General features: G+C 61.2%; 21 protein-coding genes and 1 tRNA gene. 11 read left to right on the top strand and 11 right to left on the bottom strand.

Annotation, left to right across the window (positions count from 1 at the left end; genetic code table 11):
* Nucleotides 1–107: 107 nt before the first annotated feature.
* The 3 genes from OO25_RS02310 to OO25_RS02320 all read right to left on the bottom strand — a co-directional run bounded on the left by OO25_RS02310 (nucleotide 108) and on the right by OO25_RS02320 (nucleotide 2,334).
* Nucleotides 108–1,139 (bottom strand): LacI family DNA-binding transcriptional regulator, encoded by a 1,032-nt coding sequence (locus OO25_RS02310; protein WP_040168768.1) that lies wholly within the window; start codon nucleotides 1,137–1,139, stop codon nucleotides 108–110.
* A 147-nt stretch (nucleotides 1,140–1,286) separates the two neighbouring features.
* A tRNA-Ile gene (locus OO25_RS02315) sits at nucleotides 1,287–1,362 on the bottom strand.
* 12 nt (nucleotides 1,363–1,374) lie between these two features.
* The gene (locus OO25_RS02320) at nucleotides 1,375–2,334 is read right to left on the bottom strand and encodes a LysR family transcriptional regulator (protein ID WP_040178283.1); all 960 of its coding nucleotides are present in this window, start codon (nucleotides 2,332–2,334) and stop codon (nucleotides 1,375–1,377) included.
* A gap of 122 nt (nucleotides 2,335–2,456) precedes the next feature.
* Here OO25_RS02320 and OO25_RS02325 point away from each other — a divergent pair, with 122 nt between their 5' ends.
* The 3 genes from OO25_RS02325 to purN all read left to right on the top strand — a co-directional run bounded on the left by OO25_RS02325 (nucleotide 2,457) and on the right by purN (nucleotide 5,220).
* Nucleotides 2,457–3,443 (top strand): MBL fold metallo-hydrolase, encoded by a 987-nt coding sequence (locus OO25_RS02325; RefSeq protein ID WP_040178284.1) that lies wholly within the window; start codon nucleotides 2,457–2,459, stop codon nucleotides 3,441–3,443.
* Nucleotides 3,444–3,580: 137 nt separating this feature from the next.
* Nucleotides 3,581–4,627: a phosphoribosylformylglycinamidine cyclo-ligase gene (purM, locus tag OO25_RS02330; protein WP_040178285.1), complete on the top strand. Its 1,047-nt coding sequence runs from the start codon at nucleotides 3,581–3,583 to the stop codon at nucleotides 4,625–4,627.
* Nucleotides 4,624–5,220: a phosphoribosylglycinamide formyltransferase gene (gene purN, locus OO25_RS02335; RefSeq protein WP_040168776.1), complete on the top strand. Its 597-nt coding sequence runs from the start codon at nucleotides 4,624–4,626 to the stop codon at nucleotides 5,218–5,220. Before purM ends, purN begins: the two co-directional genes overlap by 4 nt.
* Nucleotides 5,221–5,291: 71 nt before the next feature.
* Here the strand turns inward: purN and OO25_RS02340 are convergent, their stop codons facing one another.
* Nucleotides 5,292–5,477, bottom strand: a complete 186-nt coding sequence (locus tag OO25_RS02340; protein WP_040178287.1) for a hypothetical protein — start codon at nucleotides 5,475–5,477, stop codon at nucleotides 5,292–5,294.
* A gap of 229 nt (nucleotides 5,478–5,706) precedes the next feature.
* Here OO25_RS02340 and rnd point away from each other — a divergent pair, with 229 nt between their 5' ends.
* Nucleotides 5,707–6,864, top strand: coding sequence for a ribonuclease D (gene rnd, locus OO25_RS02345; RefSeq protein ID WP_040178288.1), 1,158 nt, complete (start codon nucleotides 5,707–5,709; stop codon nucleotides 6,862–6,864).
* Nucleotides 6,865–6,958: 94 nt separating this feature from the next.
* Here the strand turns inward: rnd and OO25_RS02350 are convergent, their stop codons facing one another.
* Nucleotides 6,959–7,483 (bottom strand): hypothetical protein, encoded by a 525-nt coding sequence (locus OO25_RS02350; RefSeq protein ID WP_040178289.1) that lies wholly within the window; start codon nucleotides 7,481–7,483, stop codon nucleotides 6,959–6,961.
* Between the two features lie 136 nt (nucleotides 7,484–7,619).
* On the opposite strand from OO25_RS02350, the gene OO25_RS02355 reads away from it, so the two are divergent.
* Nucleotides 7,620–8,033 (top strand): SufE family protein, encoded by a 414-nt coding sequence (locus OO25_RS02355; RefSeq protein WP_040178290.1) that lies wholly within the window; start codon nucleotides 7,620–7,622, stop codon nucleotides 8,031–8,033.
* 12 nt (nucleotides 8,034–8,045) lie between these two features.
* Here OO25_RS02355 and OO25_RS02360 read toward each other — a convergent pair whose 3' ends face one another.
* Complete coding sequence (locus tag OO25_RS02360; RefSeq protein WP_040178292.1) at nucleotides 8,046–8,756, bottom strand: YafY family protein; 711 nt, start codon at nucleotides 8,754–8,756, stop codon at nucleotides 8,046–8,048.
* Nucleotides 8,757–8,851: 95 nt separating this feature from the next.
* Here OO25_RS02360 and OO25_RS02365 point away from each other — a divergent pair, with 95 nt between their 5' ends.
* Entirely contained in the window at nucleotides 8,852–9,481 is a 630-nt protein-coding gene (locus OO25_RS02365) for a glutathione S-transferase family protein (protein WP_040178293.1), read from the top strand.
* Between the two features lie 30 nt (nucleotides 9,482–9,511).
* Here OO25_RS02365 and OO25_RS02370 read toward each other — a convergent pair whose 3' ends face one another.
* The gene (locus OO25_RS02370) at nucleotides 9,512–10,234 is read right to left on the bottom strand and encodes a DUF1638 domain-containing protein (protein WP_040178294.1); all 723 of its coding nucleotides are present in this window, start codon (nucleotides 10,232–10,234) and stop codon (nucleotides 9,512–9,514) included.
* 1 nt (nucleotide 10,235) lies between these two features.
* On the bottom strand, nucleotides 10,236–10,937 hold the full coding sequence (locus OO25_RS02375) for a B12-binding domain-containing protein (RefSeq protein ID WP_040168794.1): 702 nt from the start codon (nucleotides 10,935–10,937) through the stop codon (nucleotides 10,236–10,238).
* 221 nt (nucleotides 10,938–11,158) lie between these two features.
* Between OO25_RS02375 and OO25_RS02380 the strand changes: the two genes are divergently transcribed.
* Entirely contained in the window at nucleotides 11,159–12,265 is a 1,107-nt protein-coding gene (locus OO25_RS02380; RefSeq protein ID WP_040178295.1) for a PA0069 family radical SAM protein, read from the top strand.
* A 76-nt stretch (nucleotides 12,266–12,341) separates the two neighbouring features.
* Here OO25_RS02380 and bmt read toward each other — a convergent pair whose 3' ends face one another.
* From bmt to OO25_RS02395, 3 genes are all read right to left on the bottom strand, one after another.
* Nucleotides 12,342–13,358, bottom strand: a complete 1,017-nt coding sequence (gene bmt / locus OO25_RS02385) for a betaine--homocysteine S-methyltransferase (RefSeq protein ID WP_040178296.1) — start codon at nucleotides 13,356–13,358, stop codon at nucleotides 12,342–12,344.
* A 90-nt stretch (nucleotides 13,359–13,448) separates the two neighbouring features.
* Entirely contained in the window at nucleotides 13,449–15,554 is a 2,106-nt protein-coding gene (locus OO25_RS02390; protein ID WP_040178298.1) for a phosphatidylglycerol lysyltransferase domain-containing protein, read from the bottom strand.
* A 125-nt stretch (nucleotides 15,555–15,679) separates the two neighbouring features.
* Entirely contained in the window at nucleotides 15,680–15,997 is a 318-nt protein-coding gene (locus tag OO25_RS02395; RefSeq protein WP_040178300.1) for a DUF1476 domain-containing protein, read from the bottom strand.
* Nucleotides 15,998–16,337: 340 nt separating this feature from the next.
* Between OO25_RS02395 and purC the strand changes: the two genes are divergently transcribed.
* The 4 genes from purC (at nucleotide 16,338) to OO25_RS02415 (ending at nucleotide 19,908) form a co-directional block, all read left to right on the top strand.
* Nucleotides 16,338–17,099, top strand: a complete 762-nt coding sequence (gene purC / locus OO25_RS02400; RefSeq protein WP_040168803.1) for a phosphoribosylaminoimidazolesuccinocarboxamide synthase — start codon at nucleotides 16,338–16,340, stop codon at nucleotides 17,097–17,099.
* Between the two features lie 103 nt (nucleotides 17,100–17,202).
* Nucleotides 17,203–17,436 (top strand): phosphoribosylformylglycinamidine synthase subunit PurS, encoded by a 234-nt coding sequence (gene purS, locus OO25_RS02405; protein ID WP_014874461.1) that lies wholly within the window; start codon nucleotides 17,203–17,205, stop codon nucleotides 17,434–17,436.
* Complete coding sequence (gene purQ, locus OO25_RS02410; protein ID WP_040178301.1) at nucleotides 17,433–18,101, top strand: phosphoribosylformylglycinamidine synthase subunit PurQ; 669 nt, start codon at nucleotides 17,433–17,435, stop codon at nucleotides 18,099–18,101. The genes purS and purQ overlap by 4 nt, the downstream gene beginning before the upstream one ends.
* A 37-nt stretch (nucleotides 18,102–18,138) precedes the next feature.
* Nucleotides 18,139–19,908, top strand: coding sequence for an ATP-binding protein (locus OO25_RS02415; RefSeq protein ID WP_014879831.1), 1,770 nt, complete (start codon nucleotides 18,139–18,141; stop codon nucleotides 19,906–19,908).
* The last annotated feature ends 17 nt before the right edge of the window (nucleotides 19,909–19,925 follow it).

The raw sequence follows: 19,925 nt of genomic DNA on the forward strand, positions 1-19,925 counted from the left end.
CTCCCATGATTGGATGTTGCCAAGAGAGGATAGCGGAGCATGGCGTCGCGCGTCAATTTAAAATTTACGCGCGTAAAGTTTGCGGAAAATCGTATGATCCGAGCGATTTAGGCGGAGCCCCGCATCACCAGCCGCCCGTCAAACAGGATCTCGCGGCGGGAATCAGCCAGTGCGTTGCCTTCGATTCGGGCCACAAGTGTTTCGGCACTGGTGCGGGCAATTGCGGTGTAATCCTGCGAGACTGTGGTCAGGGTCGGGCAGGTGTAGCGGGAAAACGGGTGGTCATCGTGTCCCGCCACCCGCAGGGCGCAGCCATCCCCAAGGCCGACCCGCAGGCCAAGCTGATAGGCCGCCGACAGCAGCCCGATTGCCAGGCGGTCGTTGCTGCACAGGATCGTATCAGTCGCGGGACGGGGCCCCGACAGCAACCGGGTACCCTCGCGAAATCCGATTTCCTCGAAATCCCAGCCATCGCCGTCGACTTGGATCAGTTCGGGCTGGTGTCCCAGCGCAGCCATTGATGAGATATAGGCATTGCGCCGTTTGACGGCATTCGGGTTGGTTGGTGTCCTCATCTCAAAGAAGGCCGGGGCGTCACCGGTGCGACACAGATAATCGACGATCGTGGTGACGCTTTGTTGGTTGTTGGAGCCGATGAAGGCCTCGCCGGTGTCGTCCAGATTGGCATCAAACAGCACCGTTGGCACCTCGTTGCAGAATTCCCGGATCTGTGGCGTTTCTGAGACCCGACCCAACGGGGCCAGCAACGTGCCGGCCGGTTTCAGCAGACGCAGGTTGTTGAGGTTCTCCAGCTCCTGCGCCGGGGTGCCATTGGATCCCAGTAACACCGGCCGGTAGCCGGCCGCGATGACGTGATCTTCGATGTGGCGCGCAATCTTTGCAAAAAACGGGTCGGTGAGGTTCGGGACCACGATGCCGATGGTCTTGGTCAGTCGCCGGTTTTGATTCATCGCATAGAGATTTGGCCGGTAGTCAAATTTCTCCAACGCCTCCTCAATCCGCTCCCGGGTCGATTTGCGCACGCTGTCCGGGTCATTGAAGAACTTGGACAGCGTTGGTCGTGAAATACCGCTCACCGAGGCAAATTCATCCATGTTCCTGATTTTGGGATCACTCATCGCGGGCTGTCCTTGTCGTCCGGGCGGCCTGAAAACCGGTCCCTTGAGCGGGGAGATGGGAGGCGGACTGTGTCACGTTAGTTGACGCGCGTCAAATTTGACGGCCGCAATAGGCAACACGCAGAGTCTGGTAAAGATGGCGGAAAATGGTAGGCCCGGCAGGATTCGAACCTGCAACCAAAGCGTTATGAGCGCTCTGCTCTAACCGTTGAGCTACAGGCCCGCCACAGGTTGGTTAGGAAATCGCGGGCAGGAGGTCAAGCGGTGATCGCGTCGGATCAGGCGCGTTCGAACCGGTCCGTGCACAAGTGCGACAGCGCAGATGGTCGAGAAAGCCGTCAATCACCACCTCATGCCGCCGATCCAGTGCGTGGCGCGAGGGGTAGACCGCAAAGATGTCCTTGTTCGGCGCGGTATAGCCGGGCAGGATTTGTTCAAACTCGCCTGTGCTCAGCGCCTCTTCGACCAGCAGTCGGGGCGCGCGGGTATAGCCGGAGCCCTTGCCGACCGCGCGCATGATCAGATCCGTATCATCGGCGGTGAAACCAACCCGGATTGGAGCCTGATGCACAGCCCCGTCGCGGGTGAGGGGAAAATAACCCATCGTGTGGTCTTCGTGGTGCTGAATATACTTCAGCCGCTGCATGTCCTGCGGGCAGCTGGGGCGACCGACACGATCAAGATAAGCCGGTGTCGCAAACAGCACCGTTTCCAGGTCCGCGATCTTGCGCCCAACACCATCCGTATCGCCAAGCGATCCGGTGCGGATGGCAAGATCGTAGTTCTCGCGCACCACATCGACCAGACGGTCCTCAATCCGCATCACGATATTGAGATCAGGATAGGGCGTGTCGAGATCCATCAGCATCGGCCCCAGCACAGCCTGCGCCATAAAGCGGCTTGTGCTGACCTTGAACCGTCCCGAGACCTGATCGCTCTGGGCGTCCAGCTCAGCCGTTAGGCGGTCATAGCCGCCCAGCAGGTTTTGCGCATGGGCATAGACCAATTCCCCAGCGCGGGTGGCCCGCACGCCGCGCGGCGTGCGCAGCATCAGCGCGTGCCCCAGCAGCGTTTCAAGCGATTTGATCTGCTGGCTGGCGGCGGATTGGGTCAGACCCCGGCGCTGTGCAGCGCGGTTGATGCTGCCTTCGTCCAGCGCAACGGCAAAGGTCTCCAGAAGCGTCAGACGGTCCATGTCGAGATCCTTATAAGCACGGCTGATACCTCATATCGCGCGCGGGCGCCTGTTGCCAGAGGCTTTCGCGCGCTAGGTTCTGTATCACGTTAGATTTGCTGACCTAGATACCGGAGTTTCTTATGACCCTTTCTCGCAGACATCTTCTTGGTGGCCTTGCCGCTGCCCCGGTGGCGACCCTCGCCAGTCCTTCGCTGCTGCGCGCCGCGAGCCACAGCGCGGCTGAAAGTGCGACGCCGGACCTGCCGGTGGCCTATCACAGTTTTCAGATCGGCTCGGCCCGGGTGACCGCGCTGCTAGACGGGCATTTCCTGCTGAACACCAACCAGATCAACGGGTTTGATCAGGCCGAGGCTGACGCAGTTCTGGACGGCACATTCTATCGCATCAAGGACGATCAGATGTCACTGCCGGTGAATGGCTATCTGGTGGAGCAGGGGGAGGCCGTGACCCTGATTGATGCAGGCACCGCCGACCTCTTCGGGCCGATCCTGGGCGGGCTGGATGCCGCCCTGCGTGCGGCTGGCCGCACACCGGAAGAGATCACCAGCGTAGTCGTCACCCACCTGCACCCGGATCACATAGGCGGCCTGCTGAAGGGCGACGGCACCGCGCGGTTCCCCAATGCTGAAATCGTCGTGGGGCAGGGCGAGTATGACTTCTGGCATGATGACGCGGTCTATGCGGGGGTCCCGCAGGATGCGCGCGGCTTCTTTGATATCGCACGGGCGGCCGTTGCGCCCTATCAGGATCGCCTGAAAATGTTCGAGGGCGAGGCAGATGTCATGCACGGGCTGCGCTCGGTTCCGCTGCCAGGCCACACGCCGGGCCACTGCGGTTTCCTGCTTGAGACCGGCGCGGCTCCGCTGCTGATCTGGGGCGACCTGATCCACAGCACAGCGCTGCAATTTGCCCGCCCCGACTGGACACTGGCCTTTGACATGGATCCGGAGCAGACCGTGAAGAGCCGCACCATGATGCTGGACCGTGCTGCAAGTGAAGGGCTGTTGGTCACCGGCATGCATCTTGATTTTCCCGGTCTCGGCCGGGTGGAGCGGGATGGCGATGCCTATGGCTTTGATCAGGCCCCCTGGCAGTTCTCGCTTTGAAGGCATCGCGTTCCGGGCTCTGAACACGCCCGGATCCAGCGGTCGCACCCCGGTCTCCGGGGTGCGGCAGATTCCTTTGTTTCTTTCTGTCGTGCCTTGCGCTAAAGGCTGCGCAACGTCTTTGAAGGAGCACTGAGATGACCAGCGGCAAGAACGGTTTGACCTACGCGGATGCGGGGGTGGATATTGATGCAGGCAACGCTTTGGTGGACCGCATCAAACCCGCCGCGAAACGGACCAACCGTTCTGGTGTGATGAGTGGCCTTGGAGGCTTCGGTGCGCTGTTCGATCTGAAGGACGCAGGCTACAACGATCCCATCCTGGTGGGGGCCACCGATGGCGTTGGCACCAAGCTGCGCATTGCCATCGACACCGGCGTCGTGGACGGCGTGGGCATCGATCTGGTTGCGATGTGCGTCAACGATCTGGTCTGTCAGGGGGCCGAGCCGCTGTTCTTCCTCGACTATTTCGCCACTGGCAAACTGGAAACCGAAACCGCCGCCCGTATCATCGAAGGCATTGCCGAGGGCTGTGTGCGCTCTGGCTGCGCCCTCATCGGCGGCGAGACGGCTGAGATGCCGGGAATGTACCCCAAGGGGGATTTCGACCTCGCGGGCTTTGCTGTGGGCGCGATGGAGCGTGGCACCGCGCTGCCTGCAGATGTGCAGGACGGGGACGTGCTGCTGGGCCTCGCCTCTGATGGCGTGCACTCCAACGGCTATTCCCTGGTGCGCAAACTGGTAGAGGTCTCCGGCCTTGGGTGGGACGCAGATTGCCCGTTCGGCGCGGGCACCCTGGGGGAGGCTCTGCTGACGCCAACCCGTCTTTATGTCAAACAATGTCTTGCAGCCGTGCGGGCTGGGGGCGTGCATGCGCTGGCCCATATCACTGGCGGCGGTCTGACCGAGAACCTGCCGCGGGTTCTGCCCGAGGATCTTGGCGCAGATATTGACCTGAGCGCATGGGAGCTGCCGCCCGTCTTCAAATGGATGGCAGAAACCGGCGGTATCGCTGAGGCGGAAATGCTGAAGACCTTCAACTGCGGCATCGGCATGATCCTATCCGTCTCTGCGGACCGCGCGGAGGACCTGGTCAAGGTGCTGGAAGAGGAAGGCGAAACAGTCTCCCGTCTGGGCACTGTGACTGCGGGTGCGGGGATGCGCTACGCGGGCAAGCTGCTGTGAGCCACAAGCGCGTCGCGATCCTGATTTCGGGCGGCGGTTCCAATATGGTGTCGCTGGTCGACAGCATGACGGGCGATCATCCGGCGCGACCCTGTCTGGTGTTGTCAAACATTGCCAGCGCAGGTGGCCTGACAAAGGCCGCCGCCGCAGGCATTCCGACCGCCGTGGTGGACCACAAACCCTATGGCAAGGATCGCGCGGCTTTTGAGGCTGAACTGGTCAAGCCGATCCTTGAGTCGGGCGCAGATATCGTCTGCCTCGCCGGATTCATGCGGGTTCTGACGGATGGGTTTGTGTCGCAGTTTCAGGGGCGGATGCTGAACATCCACCCCTCATTGCTGCCGAAATATACCGGTCTCAACACGCACGCGCGGGCATTGGAGGCCGGCGACCACCAGCATGGCTGCACCGTGCACGAGGTGACGGCCGTGCTTGATGACGGGCCAATTCTCGGGCAGGCGCGGGTCGACGTCGATGCCGCAGATACACCCGAGACGCTCGCAGCTAAGGTGTTGGTGGAGGAGCATAAACTCTATCCCGCCGTGCTGCGCCGCTATGCGGCGGGTGATAAGACTCCGGTCTATCTGTCCTAAGGGCAGCCGCGGATGTCGCTGCCACATTTCTGCCTCCCCCCCCCAAAGAAATCGGCCAGAGGTTGTGGTCTCTAACGGATGCTGCCTGGGCTGGCGCTATTGCCATGCCACTCCGTCAGCGGCGCCTGTGCTCCGGGGGCCATCAGGGCAGGCACGCCGAGGACAACGATCAGGGCGGCGGCGGCCAGAATGGCTGCAAGTGCGCCGCGTCCTGCGGCGGACGTGCCGAATGTCGGGCTGAGATCGAGCATGGTCATGTCAATGTCTCCTATCAAGATATGACACCAACCTAGGCTGGCTTTAAGTATTCCCAAAATGAATGTTTGATCTAATATAAATCACAAATGTTGATTATTCGCGACGGCATTGCGCCCTGAGGATCACGCCGCAGCTGATTTCCTCTGACACCGCCCGCACATGTTTGCAATAAGCGGGACAAGCGCGTATCACAGCGCAACAATTCAGATAACCAAAAAGCCGTAATTGATGAAAACTCTGACCTCTACCGAAGACCTGCAGGCCTTTTGCGAAGCTGCAGCGCAGCATGATTATGTCACGGTGGATACCGAGTTTCTGCGAGAACGGACATATTATTCCAAACTCTGTCTGGTGCAGCTGGCCTATCCAGGCCCCGGGAATGAAAACGCCGTGCTGGTGGATCCGCTTGCGGACGGGCTATCGCTGGAACCCCTATATGATCTGTTTCGCAATGAGACCGTAGTGAAGGTCTTTCATGCTGCGCGGCAGGATCTGGAAATCTTCTGGGTTGATGCACAGGTCTTCCCAAAGCCGCTGTTTGACACACAGGTTGCGGCCATGGTCTGCGGCTTTGGCGAGCAGGTCGGCTATGAAACCTTGGTGCGCAAAATCGTCAAACAGGGGTTGGACAAGACGTCGCGCTTCACCGACTGGTCCCGCCGCCCCCTGAGCGACGCGCAGAAAACCTATGCGCTGGCGGATGTGACCCATCTGCGCCAGATCTATGAATATCTTGCCGCTGAGCTGAAACGCACCGGTCGCGCCCGTTGGGTCGAGGAAGAATTGCAGGTGCTCACCGATCCGGCAACCTATGATGTCGACCCTCAGGAGGCCTGGCGGCGGGTGAAAACCCGCACCAACTCCGGCAAGTTTCTGGCCGTTGTGCGCGAATTGGCGGCGTTCCGCGAAACCTACGCCAAGACCAACAATGTGCCACGCAACCGGGTGTTCAAGGATGACGCGCTGGTTGAACTGGCCTCGACCAAGCCCAAGAACGCCTCGGATCTTGGAAATTCGCGGCTGCTGCTGCGCGAAGCGCGCAAAGGGGCCATCGCCGAAGGGATCCTTCAGGCCGTGGCCAAGGGTGTGGAGTGCCCGGCAGGATCGCAGCCGCAACCCGATCGCAGCCGTGAAAAACTGCAGGTGAACCCGGCGCTGGCCGATTTGCTGCGGGTGCTGTTGAAGGCCAAGACCGAAGCCTCCGGCGTCGCTGCGAAACTGATCGCGCCCAGTTCGGATCTGGACGCGATTGCTGCCGGTCAGCGGAATGTTCCCGCGCTCAAAGGCTGGCGTCTTGAGGTCTTCGGCGCCGATGCGCTGCGTCTGTGCAACGGTGAAATCGCCCTGGCGGCAAAGGGGCAGGACGTGAAGGTCGTCACGCTCTGACCGATTGCAGGTCTGCATAAATGCTGCACAAATGACAAAAGGCGCCAGATCCGGCGCCTTTTTCTATTCTACCAGCGGCATTGTCCGGCGCCGATCAGCGGCGGCTTTCGCGGGCGTTTTGGGCGGCAACAACGCGAATGCTGCGCACGCTGGCCAGCTGCTGCTGGCTAAGGCTCACGGCTGCGCGCAGGGTCCGGGTCCGCTCACTGCCGAGGGCGGTGCGGGTGTCAGGGTAAATGGCGCGGAAGGTGAAATCGAGCGTTGCATCACGGGTGCGGGCGTCGCGGTCGGCCTCATCCAGACGCAGCTCGACCCCATAGGCGCCCTGACGTGCGGCAATGCCGGTGGCGTAGACAATGGCGCCCGTTGGCGTACGCTCGACTCGCATGTCGGTGACGCTCTGTACCAGCACGGTTTCGTCGACCGCATCGGGGCGGGCAAAGACGCTGACCCGGTTCTGAACCGGGATCAGCGGGTTAACCGGCTCGCCGCTGGTCTCGACCACCTCAACCTCATCGGAGCCGCCAAACCAGTTCAACGGGTTCACCCGCGAGTCGCGAAACCCGCAGCCAGACAGCGCCACGGCCCCCACCAGAAGGAGTGCGAGAGATCTTTGCATGATGGTCCACCCGTTCGATAAGTCCTCGCATGTGGTTACCCGATTGCAAGCCACTTGAAAAGCAGTTGAAAAGCCATTGTTTGCGGCTTAGGTCCAGCTGTGACGCCGGGCAGAAACCAAATGAGGAAAAACCGTCATGGCCAGTGCCGCCTTTGAAGAGATCGTCGAGGATTTCGCGTTTCTCGAAGATTGGGAAGATCGCTACCGCCATGTCATCGAGCAGGGCAAGGCGATGGACCCGCTGGAGGATGCCCTAAAGGTGCCTGCCACGAAGGTGGATGGCTGCGCCAGTCAGGTCTGGCTACATCCCACTATCGAGAATGGCGTCTTCCACTTCGACGGGGAGAGTGACGCGATGATCGTGCGGGGTCTGATCGCGGTTCTGCGCGCACTTTACAATGGTCTGACAGTGGCTGAGGTGCTGGCAGTGGACGCGCGGGGAGAGCTGGCGCGGCTGGGCCTCAATGATCACCTGTCTGCGCAGCGCTCCAACGGGTTGACCGCGATGGTACAACGCATTCGCGAGACCGCAGCAGCGGCGGCTGAGTGACCTGATGTGATCTCAGACCGACGCCACCTCGGCGCCTCGGTCTCTGGAATGCAGGTGCCCGATGAAGGCGCGCAGCAGGGCCACGCGGCGCGGGCGAAAACTCTCGCCGGTGTTGCGGTACCCGTCGATCCGCGTAACATGAAAACTGCGGAAATCTTCCCGTTTACAGCACCAGGCCAGCAGCATCACGCTGCGGTCGTGGTATGACAGCGCCAGCGGGAATATACGGCGCTCCGTCCGGGAGTCCTTCAGGTCACGGTAGCCGATGTCCAGAGCCTCCTCTGCCCACATCGCCTCGCGCAGCAGGGTCATGTCGATGGTGGGTGTGGCAGGCGTGTAGAAGCGATGGACCAGATTGACAGCATGCATGGCCTGCCTTTGCTGACGTTCCGGTAGCGTGGCGAGGATCTTCACCAGCGCATCATTGGCGGCCTGCGCCAGATCGGCATCGCCGCGCTGGTTCACATCCGCCAGCCCCAGCGTCAGGGCTTCCAGCTCAATCTGGGTGAAGGTCTGCGGTGGCAGGGCCGGGTCTTCGATCATTGTATAGCCCAGACCTGCCTCCCCCTCGATCCGCGCACCGGCAGCACGCAGACTGTCAATGTCGCGGTAGATAGTCCGCTCTGAAACCTCCATCGCCGTGGCAAGCCGCGCGGCGGTCACAGGCGGGCGCAATCCTCGAATGAGGTGGAGCAGGCGGAACAGACGATCTGTTTTTGGCATGAGGATTTATACCCGCAACATCCTGACAGGAATTGGCAGGAGGGTAGCGGCATATCCTCCTCATCAGCAACTCCAAAAGCAAAAAGGTCATTGTTATGCCAACCCTTTATCACTCTCCCAATAGCCGCTCCTCTCGCGTCATTGCCCAGCTGATGCTGATGGGCAAACTGGACGATGTTGATATCGTGATCGTCGACGTGCAGCGCCATGATGGCAGCGGCGGTGCCGATCCACGCAACCCCCACCCCGAGGGGAAGGTGCCATATCTGGTCACCGATGAGGGGCAGGGCATCCGCGAAAGTGCCGCGATCATGATGTATCTGGATGAGCTGTTCGGCCAACTGCTGAGCCCTGCGATTGGGTCCCCGCACCGCGGTGCCTACCTCAGCTGGATGGCCTATTCAGGTGGGGTTTTGGATCCGGTTCTGGTGGCCGCGTTTTCAGGATTGGAGCATCCGGCCCTTGCCGTGGCATACCGTGGGATGAGCGAGCTCTGCGCAGCGCTAGAAACCGCGCTGAGTGAGGGGGATTTTCTGCTCGGCGCATCGCTCAGCGTCGCGGATGTCCTATTGGCGTCACCCTTCCAATGGGCGCCGCATCTGATGCCCGACAGTGCGATCATCAAATCCTGGGTGGACCGTGTGGGTCACCGTCTGGACGGGGAAGCGATAGCCGCATTTGAAGTACAGGCGCTCAGCACGTTGAACGCGTTGGAAGACGCCTGAGCTCGATGAATGACAGGTCGCGCGCGGGGATCAGTCCCCTGCGCCGCCGCCCCAGCGCATCATGGCGCTCTGCAGATCGCCATAGCCAGTGTGGCGATGCTCAAACGCCAGACCCATTCGGTCGGCGCAGTCTCGTGCCTTGGCCAGCAGGGCAGGGTCGTCGATCTGGGACTGGTAGACCAGTTTGGTGTAGTTCCCGAACACCATGTCGCGCAGCTCCGGGTGCTTATCCAGCCCCATCGGACGCCAGACAAAGGCATCGAACTGTTTCACCAAGAAATCCGTCAGATAGAAGGCGGTGATTTCACCCTCGTCCGCATGGCGGGCGAAGGTTTCGTTGCCTTCAAAAAACGAATAGCAATGCGGCCCTGCGATCATCTCAACCCCCAGTTCGGCGCATTTGCGCTCCAAGATGCCACCGGTCCCGCAGTCCGCATAAACCACATGGATGGTGTCATAGGTTGCCGAATGTTTGGCCACGGCACCTTCAACCGCTTCGGTGATCTGTTCAGGGTAGAGATGCAGCTTGGCGGGCAGGCAGGTCAGATCAATATGATCCAGTCCATTGATGTCCTTGATCGCCAGGATCTCACGGGCCAAAGCGCCACAGGCAATCAACAGGATACGGCCGGTCTTTTTCTCCGGGGCAGCCAGACCCCGTTCGGTGAGGGACGTTTCCTCAAGCGTGCGCCCCGTGGGCGGTTGGAACGCCGCCCGCTCAGTCAGGCGGGCGGCGCGTCCTTTGCGTGCCAAATCAGGCGCTCATCTGGTTGTGCTTGCGCGCAACGAAGTCCTTGGCCATTTCCACCGCAACAGCGGCGTCACGGCAATAGCCGTCGGCACCGATTGCCTTGCCAAATTCCTCGTTCAGCGGCGCGCCGCCAACCAGAACGATGTAATCATCGCGTTTGCCCTGCTCGACCATCGTGTCGATCACGACCTTCATATAGGGCATCGTGGTTGTCAGCAGCGCTGACATGCCGAGGATATCCGGCTGATGCTCTTCCAGAGCTTCCAGATAGTTCTCCACGGGGTTGTTGATGCCAATGTCGACAACCTCAAAACCAGCGCCTTCCATCATCATGGAGACAAGGTTCTTGCCGATGTCGTGGATGTCACCTTTTACGGTGCCGATGACCATGGAGCCCATGCGCGGTGCGCCGGTTTCAGCCAGCAGCGGCTTCAGGATGGACATGCCACCCTTCATCGCGTTGGCCGCCAGCAGCACCTCAGGGACAAACAGGATGCCGTCGCGGAAATCCGCACCCACGATGGTCATGCCGCCCACCAGTGCTTCGGTCAGGATCTTGTAAGGCGCCCAACCACGTTCCAGCAGGATGTTTACGCTCTCTTCGATCTCTTCCTTGAGGCCGTCATAGAGGTCATCGAACATCTGCTGTACGAGATCCTCATCATTGAGGTCTGCCAGGATGATGTCATCTGCGTCTTCCGACATGGGTGTATTCCTTGACTGGGCGGGGTGACCCCGGTTTGGCCTTGTTTTATTCGTATTGGTCCAGATTGCCCCTACGAGACTGCAATGTTTGCGACATTGCCTTGGTCCGAACCGACCTATAGGGGCAAAAATAGCGGAATAATAATGAAGATTTCGCATGGAAATCTTCGGATTCTTGCGTTTGTTCTTTATTTGTTCCTGCGCTTGCGGCAGAATGAGCCATGACTGAGATTTTGCCGCCCCCGCCACAACGTCGCAAAGCCCGCGCCAGCCTCAGCAATGCGGCAGGGCGGTTTGATATGACACGCGATGCCATCGACGACGGCTGGGGCGACCTGCGGGATTCGGTGCCGGATCAGGAGGACGTGGGCCTCCCCCGGATAGAAACCGACATTCGCCATGAGGTGGCCCGGTCACTGATTTCCTGCAATAAGTCGCCTGATCTGCCGTTTGACCGCTCCATCAATACCTACCGTGGCTGCGAACATGGCTGCATTTATTGTTTCGCCCGGCCCAGCCATGCCTATCTGGGTCTGTCACCGGGGCTGGATTTTGAAACCCGGCTGATCGCGCGCTCCAATGCTGCTGAGGTGCTGCGCCGTGAGCTGTCGCAGCCGCGCTACCGGGTGGCACCGATCGCCATTGGCACCAATACTGACCCCTATCAGCCTTGCGAACGGGATCTGGGGCTGACGCGCGCCTGTCTTGAGGTGCTGGAGGCTTTCTCGCACCCGGTCGCCATCGTCACCAAGGGCACCCTGATTGAGCGGGATCTGGATATCCTTTCGGCCATGGCGACGCGGGGGCTGGTGCGGGTCGGGATCTCAGTCACCACGCTGGATGCGGATCTGTCACGCCGGATGGAGCCGCGCGCGCCATCACCGGCGCGACGGCTTGCTACCATTCGCCGCCTGTCTGATGCGGGTGTCCCGGTGCGGATCATGACCTCGCCCATTGTGCCTGGATTGACAGATCATGAGCTGGAGGCGCTGTTGGCCGCGGGAGCAGAGGCAGGCGCGGACGCCGCCAGCTGGATCATGTTGCGACTGCCACGTGAGGTGTCGGAGCTGTGGCAGGAATGGCTTGCCGAACATGTGCCGCTGCGCGCCGAGAAGGTGATGGCCCGGCTGCGCGAAATGCACGGTGGGCGGGATTACGATCCACGCTGGGGGCACCGTATGCGCGGTGAGGGACCCTATGCCGAGGTTATCGCCAATCGGTTCAAGACAGCGTGCAAGCGGCTGGGGTTGCTTCAGAAATCACCTGATTTGCGTTGTGATCTCTTCGCAAAACCTGCTCAGGCCGGCGACCAGCTCGCGCTGTTCTAAGACGCGATACTGGAATCCCGCGAAACGATGGCCGAAGCGACGATCACATCGCTTCGGTCCTGTTATGCATGCCCAATCAGCCGCGACGGCGACCGCGACGGCTGCGGCGTTCAGGGGCGGTGTCCTCACCGGTGCCGTCACTGTCGGAGGTGAACGGGCCCAGAACCTCAACAATCCGCTCCAGTGTTGGCTGTTCGCCACGGGGCCGGGTGTCCAGCGCCTCGCGCATGGCGCGCAGGTGATCCGGCATGGTGCCACAGCAGCCGCCAATGATCTTGGCGCCGCAATCCCGTGCCATGGCTGCATATTCCCCCATCAGGGCTGGCGTGCCGTCATAGTGGATATGGCCATCGACATATTTCGGGATCCCGGCATTGCCTTTGGAAATGATCGGGCGGGTTGTCCCCTGTGCCGCGAACCCAAGGACAGTGCGCAGAATGTCGGACGCCCCGGTGCCGCAATTGGCGCCAAAGGCCAGGGGCGCGGGGTCAAACTCCTCAACCAGCTGGGCCATATCGGCAGAGGTGACCCCCATCATGGTGCGCCCGGCAGTGTCAAAACTCATGGTGCCACACCAGGGCATATCTGCCAGTTTGAACGCTTCGGCGGCGGCGCGGTATTCTTCCGGGGCAGAGATCGTCTCCAGCCACAAAACATCAACGCCGCCCTCTTTCAGCGCTTCGGCCTGCTCATGGAACATCTCGACCGCCAGCGCGTGACTCAGCTCCCCCACGGGTTGCATGATTTCACCGGTCGGGCCAACGGAGCCAGCCACTGCGATCTTGCGCTCAGAGCGATCCGCGACATTGCGGCCCAACTCGGCCCCTGCGACGTTCAACTCACGCACCCGGCGGTGGGCATCGTGCAGCTTCAGCCGCGCAGCCGTCCCGCCAAAAGTATTGGTCAGGAACAGATCGCTGCCCGCATCAACCGACCCCTGGTAGAGCGCGGTAATTTTCTCTGGTTCATCCACATTCCAAAGTTCCGGCGCATCACCGGACTGCAGGCCCATGTTGAACAGGTTGGTGCCGGTGGCCCCATCTGCAAGCAGGGCGTCCTTGGTCTCCAGCAGGGTGGTGAATGTATTGGTCATGGGATGTTCCTGTGGGGGTGATGTCGGTGTTTGCGCTGAGACCTGCCTGTTATGGCGGGGCGGATCAGCGTTCAGTAGTGGCCCGGTCTGTCATGCGCGGCGGGTGAGGGCAATTTCATTTTCTTCATCTTCATTATGAGGCAGATCACCGCGGCGCTGGGATCGGTTGTCATCGCAGTCGTCCAGGCCCTGATCTGCGGCGGAGCTGCGCCGGTTACGTGCCGCTGCGGCGCGCCGTTCAAATGTCCACCACAGGCTCTCTTCGGTGGCGCTGGCTGGATCCGCGAGCGTTTCGGATAGGCTGCTGGAGCTGGTGGTGCCTTCGTCGGCTGGTTCTGACCAACGAGGCAACGGTACCGGGTGATGCACCAGCCGCAACAGCTCGCCCAAGGCGATGGCCAAATGCAGCACGGAGGGCGCGGCGACATACCGGTCCTCCCACCGTGGTGCAAAGCATGTCTTGAAGCGGCGCAGGCCAGGGTCCAGGCGTTGGGCGAGGCGATGATCGGGCACCGCCGCCAGCGACAGGCGCGGGATCTGAAGTTCGGCGGCTTCGACGATCGCGGCGCGGATCAGAGCATGGCCAGTGCCATCCGGGGCGTCCGGCAGCAAGCGCACCAGATCCAGGCACCATTCACGGGCGATGGCATGGAAGCTGACAAATCCGACCATGCGCTCCCGATGCCAGGCGATGAACACCTGCTGCTGCGCCAGATATTCCGCCTGAAACCGGCCCATCGTGGTGCCGTTGGCACCGCCATGCGCGGCCTGCCAGGCCGCATCAATCTGAGCCATCTGTTCAATTGGCAGTTCCGGCGCTGCGGGCAGGACACGGACCTCAGCTTTTTCGGCCTGCCGCAGTTTGCGGCGCAGCTGTCGGCGGCTGGAGCCGCTCTCGCTGAATTTTTCAGGCAGTAGCACCGCCTCCTGTGCGATCCGCAGCACCCGCCACTGGGCACGCCGGCACATGGCTGCATCCCGGGCGGTGCATTTATATAGGCAAGCCACAGCGTTGCGGAGCTTGGCATGCTGACGCAGCCCTGGCAGCACCTCCGCCAAATGACCGCTCACCGCGCCAAAAAGCGCGATTGAGGCCTGCGGACTGTCCACCAGCGCCACTTGATTGAGGCCAAATGCATGGATATGCCCACCGTTTTGCCGGATCACGGCGGCCTCCGCGATGGGCCGGTTCTGTGGCAGATGTGAGGCTGGTCGCATGGCACTGCCACTCAGTGCCTGCGGATCGTCCGCGGGCAGGGTGGTTTCTGCGATGTTCGACGCCAGAAGTGTCAGTGCGGGCCAACACAGGCAGAGACCGGCCAGCACCGCCGGAAGAAGGTAATAAACCAGCCGAAAGGCAAGGATCGCGGCAATGATTTCCGCCGTGGCATGTGTCGGCAGCATTGCACAGAGCGCCAGCTCAAACGCACCAGCACCGCCGGGAGCAGAGGAGAGTATCGCCACGCCGAGTGCCAGGAAATAGGCAGGCAGCAGCGCCGCAAGCGGCAGGTCAACACCCGCGGGCAGCAATAGCCACAGGGCGCTGCCGGCGGCGATCACATCAATCATCGCCCAGAATCCCAGCGCGGCAATAGCCGTCAGCGAGGGCCAGCGCAGGGTCATCCGACCGATACGCACCACCGGCACAGCCACCATGGCGGCGATCATCGCACATGTCGCCAGAAGGATGGTAAAGCCCAGCCAAAGGCTGGAGACAGGCGGCGGGCTCAGCAGCAAGGCTGCGCCACAGATTCCGGCCAGGGCAATGAGAAACGTAATCGCAACCATACCGGTGAGCTGCGCCGCACGCAGCGGGCGCAGTCCCTTCAGCATGCGCCAGCGTGCAAAGGCACCGGTGACCAGTCCAAATCCCAGGGTCTGGGAAATTGCGATGGCGATCATGCCAGCGCGGCGCGCCTGAGGCCCGTCCAGCCCGGTTCCAAGATGGCGATGCGCGACACTGTCATAGCGCCCCAGCGCCCAAAAACTGATCCCCGTGGCAAGCAGGGCACCAGCCCATTGCCAGCCAGCTAGGTCGCCCAGAATACTGCGCAGCTGTGGCAGATCAGGCAATGCAACATGGGCCTGCAACAGCATCAGACAGCCGATCATCGCCGCAACTGGCAGCAACAGACGTGCGCCGCGCACGGCGGTCCGCGTCAGAGCGCGGGCGGCATTGGTCAGGCGTCTGAGCATTCGGATCCTTGTTGCAAACAGCGTGTCGCCGTCTGCGGATCCTACGCTGGAGGCATTGTCACAGGGTTAATGGCCGCAACGTCTCAGCAGCCGTCCCGTGAAGAGGCCGCAAAATCAGTCGTAACTCAGCTGTTGTCGTTCAGGACCTGCGCCTTGGCTTCTGGCAGCAAGGCGGCTCGCTGCTCCCGCACGTCCTCCGCGCTGGCACGCCCTTGCAGATCGCTGCTGACCTTGCGCAGCACATCTTCGAACCCGGCTTCCTCGAAATCGGACTTGATGACCTCCAGCGCATAAGCCTCGGCATCGGCACCGGTTTTTCCCATCAGGCCTGCCGCCCAAAGCCCCAGCAGCTTGTTACAGCGCGCCTGCGCCTTAAATTGCATTTCCTCATCATGGGCATATTTTGCCTCAAACGCCTGTTCGCGGTCGTCGAATGTGGTCATGGGGCCTCCTTTGGTGTGACAATGGTTATTTCTCAATATGATATGTGGGTGCAAAGCCGCCCCCACAAGTGCCAAGCGCGGGTTCGCTGGCTGGTCGCTGTGATCGCTTTGGCTGCGGTCGGGATCCGCGCGAAACAGACATTCGCTGCGTATCGGCCCGACCTTGGACACGGCTTGGGCACTGACCTTGGTTTTACCTTGGCATTTCCAGCTTAGCACAGGCGCCGACCCAGCCAAGGGGCGGCGGGCAGGGACCAAGCTTGCGGCAGCGCCCCCCTTGCCTTATGAGGGCGGCAGTTCCCGGGCATGAGATTCCCGCTTTTTTCCCGAAAGGCTCCGCATGGCACGTCGCAAGAAGATCTACGAAGGCAAGGCGAAGACACTTTATGAAGGGCCCGAACCGGGCACCATCGTTCAGTACTTCAAGGACGACGCCACCGCTTTCAATGCTGAAAAGCGCGACGTGATCGAAGGCAAGGGTGTACTCAACAACCTGCTGAGCGAGTTTTTCATGCAAGGTCTGGGCCAGATCGGCGTGCCGACCCATTTCCTGAAACGGCTCAACATGCGCGAGCAGCTGGTCCGCAGCTGTGAAATCATTCCGCTGGAAGTGATTGTGCGCAATTATGCTGCCGGGTCGATCTCTAAACGCCTTGGCATTGATGAGGGCACCCAACTGCCGCGCCCGATCGTGGAATACTGCTACAAGGATGATGGCCTCGGTGATCCGCTGGTCACCGAAGAGCATATCGCGGCCTTTGGCTGGGCCAGCCAGCAGGACATGGACGATATCCTGAGTCTCGCACTGCGGGTCAATGATTTCCTGTCCGGCGTGATGCTGGCGGTTGGGATCAAGCTGGTGGACTTCAAGATCGAAATCGGCCGCATCTATGACGGCGATTTCCAGCGTCTGGTGGTTGCAGATGAGATCAGCCCAGACAGCTGCCGCCTTTGGGATCTGAAAACCGGTCAAAAACTCGACAAGGATGTGTTCCGCCGCGACCTTGGCAACCTGACCGACGCCTACACCGAGGTGGCGCGGCGTCTGGGCGTGATGCCGAACAACCCGCCTGCAGGCGGCAAGCCGACGCTGGTGAACTGATCCGATCCACAGATCCCGTCCTGACAAAAGGGGCGGGATTTTGACTATCTAACGAAGAGGCCCCTAATCCGGGCTTTGCCATCGAAACCTGAGGGAAAATGCGATGAAGGCACGCGTGCATGTAATGCTGAAAAACGGGGTTCTGGATCCGCAGGGCGAGGCTGTGCGCCACGCGCTTGGCGCCATGGGCTTTGACAAGGTGGACGGCGTGCGTCAGGGCAAGGTGATCGACCTCGATCTGGCCGATGACGCCACCGAGGCCGATGTCACCGCGATGTGCGAGAAGCTGCTGGCCAACACTGTCATCGAATCCTACAGCATCGAGATGCAGGGATGAAGGCGGCTGTTGTAGTCTTCCCCGGCTCCAACTGCGACCGCGATCTGGCGGTGGCGTTTGAGCAAGCGGGCTGTGAGGTTTCCATGGTCTGGCACAAGGACAGCACGTTGCCTGAGGGCATCGATATCGTTGGCGTGCCGGGTGGGTTTTCCTATGGCGATTACCTGCGCTGCGGGGCCATTGCAGCACAGTCACCGATCTGTCAGGCGGTTGTCGATCATGCCAACCGTGGCGGCTATGCCATCGGTGTGTGCAACGGCTTTCAGATCTTGACCGAAACCGGTGTTCTGCCGGGGGCGCTGCTGCGCAACGCCGGTCTGAAATACATCTGCCGCACCGTGGATCTGCAAGTGGCCACCGCCGATAGCGTCTTTACCGAAGCTTATACGGCGGGCGATGTGATCGGTGTTCCGATCGCGCATCACGACGGCAACTACTACGCTGATGCCGAGACCGTGGCAGCGCTGCAGGATCAGGATCGCGTCGCGTTCCGCTATGTCGACAACCCCAACGGGTCGGTTGCGGATATCGCAGGCATTCTGTCGGAAAATCGTCGGGTTTTGGGCATGATGCCACACCCCGAACGGGCGGCAGATGCGGGTCATGGCGGCACCGATGGGGCGGCAGTGTTCCGCGCATTGGCCGGGCTTGTCACTGCGGCGTGACTTGTGAAGCCGCGGTGGCTTGCGTTAGGTTTTGCCTATGACTGCCGCGCGTGACGCAACAACATCTTCTGAAAAACCGCGCTCCCGCACGACATCGTGGCGGGTGCGTCTTGCGTTGCTGGTGTTGATGGCGGTGGCCGCAGTGACCGTTTGGGTCACCAACCGTGCCCTGACCGACCGCTTTACCGAAAGTACCCGCAACCGCGCTGAGCTGCGTCTGGCGCTCTATTCTGGCAACCTGGTGAGTGAGCTGGGGCGTCATGCCATCGTGCCACAGCTGCTGGCGCGGGATCAGGCGCTGATTTCTGCGCTGCAGTCCAACGACTTCTCGCTCTCCACCCAGCGGTTGATCTCCTTTGTTGAGGAAATCGGCGCCGCCTCCATCATGCTGATGGCGCAGGACGGGCGCACTGTTGCGGCAACGGATCGCAACCGGCTTGGGGAAACCCACCGCAATGCGGCCTATTTCGTCGACGCCCTGCGGTCCAAAACCACGGTATTCTCCGCCATCCGCACCGAAGTCGGCAGCTATCGCTTCACCTATTCGCGCCGCATTGTGGACACCTCCGGCATCCTTGGGGTGATTGTGGTGGAGGTCGATCTGCAGAAATTCGAACGCGCTTGGGCGGGCATTTCCGATGCGGTGATGGTCAGCGACAGTACTGGCACCATCCTGCTGGCGACGGAGTCGCGCTGGCGCGGCCTGTCGGAAGAAGACGCGCTGCAGCTGCAGACGCCGGAGGGCGCAATCCAGCGGGCGATCCGCGCCACCACCGACTGGACCGCCCTGCCAGCGGATGCCTACCTGCAGGGTGAGGCGGTGATGCGGCTGGAGTCGCGGATCCCGTTTCAGGGCTGGCGACTTACGTCCTTCACCACCTATGCGTCGATCCGAGAGCGGGTGAACACGGTATTGGCGTTGGAAATCATGGGATTCGCCATTCTGCTGGCGCTGGCCTTCTATGCGCTGAGCCGCCGCACCGCGCTGCGCATGGCTTTGTTTCAGCGGGAGTCGGCAGAGCTTCGCGTATTGAACGCGCGCTTGCAGCGGGAAATTGCCGAACGGGAACGCATGCAGGAGACGCTTGCGGTCGCCGAACAGAGCCTTGCGCAGAGCTCTAAACTGGCCGCCCTTGGCGAGATGTCAGCCGCCGTCAGCCACGAGCTGAACCAGCCGCTGGCGGCGATGAAAACCTATCTTGCCGGCGCGCGTCTGCTGCTCAATCGCAACCGCCCGGAGGAGGCGCTTGCCTCCTTTGGCCGGATCGATGACCTGATTGAACGGATGGGCGCCATCACCCGCCAGCTGAAATCCTACGCGCGCAAGGGCGGTGACGCGTTTAGCCCGGTAAATATGGGCGATGCGCTCGCCTCATCCCTGTCGATGATGGAGCCGCAGCTGCGTCAGCGGCATGTCAAAATCGCCCGCATCCTGCCCGAACAACCGGTCTATGTGATGGGGGATCGGATGCGCATTGAACAGGTTATGGTGAACCTGCTGCGAAACGCGCTAGATGCTACAAAGTCAGTTGCAGATCCTGAGGTCGAAATCCTGCTTGCCGCAGGCGAGACCGCGACCCTGTCGGTGCGCGACAACGGGATGGGGATCAAGGATTTCGGCAGCCTGTTTGAGCCCTTCTACACCACCAAGCAGCCGGGGGACGGGGTTGGGTTGGGGCTTGCCATCTCCTCCGGTATCGTGAACGACCTAGGCGGTCGGCTGACTGCCCGCAACGGACAGAACGGTGGCGCCGTATTTGAAATGCAATTGCCGATCCTTGTGGACGGCATCGAGGCCGCAGAATAGCGCGGTATCACTGGATG

Origin of the sequence: Phaeobacter sp. S60, assembly GCF_000826845.1 — a bacterium.
In the GTDB taxonomy this organism is placed as follows: Bacteria; Pseudomonadota; Alphaproteobacteria; order Rhodobacterales; family Rhodobacteraceae; genus Phaeobacter; species Phaeobacter piscinae.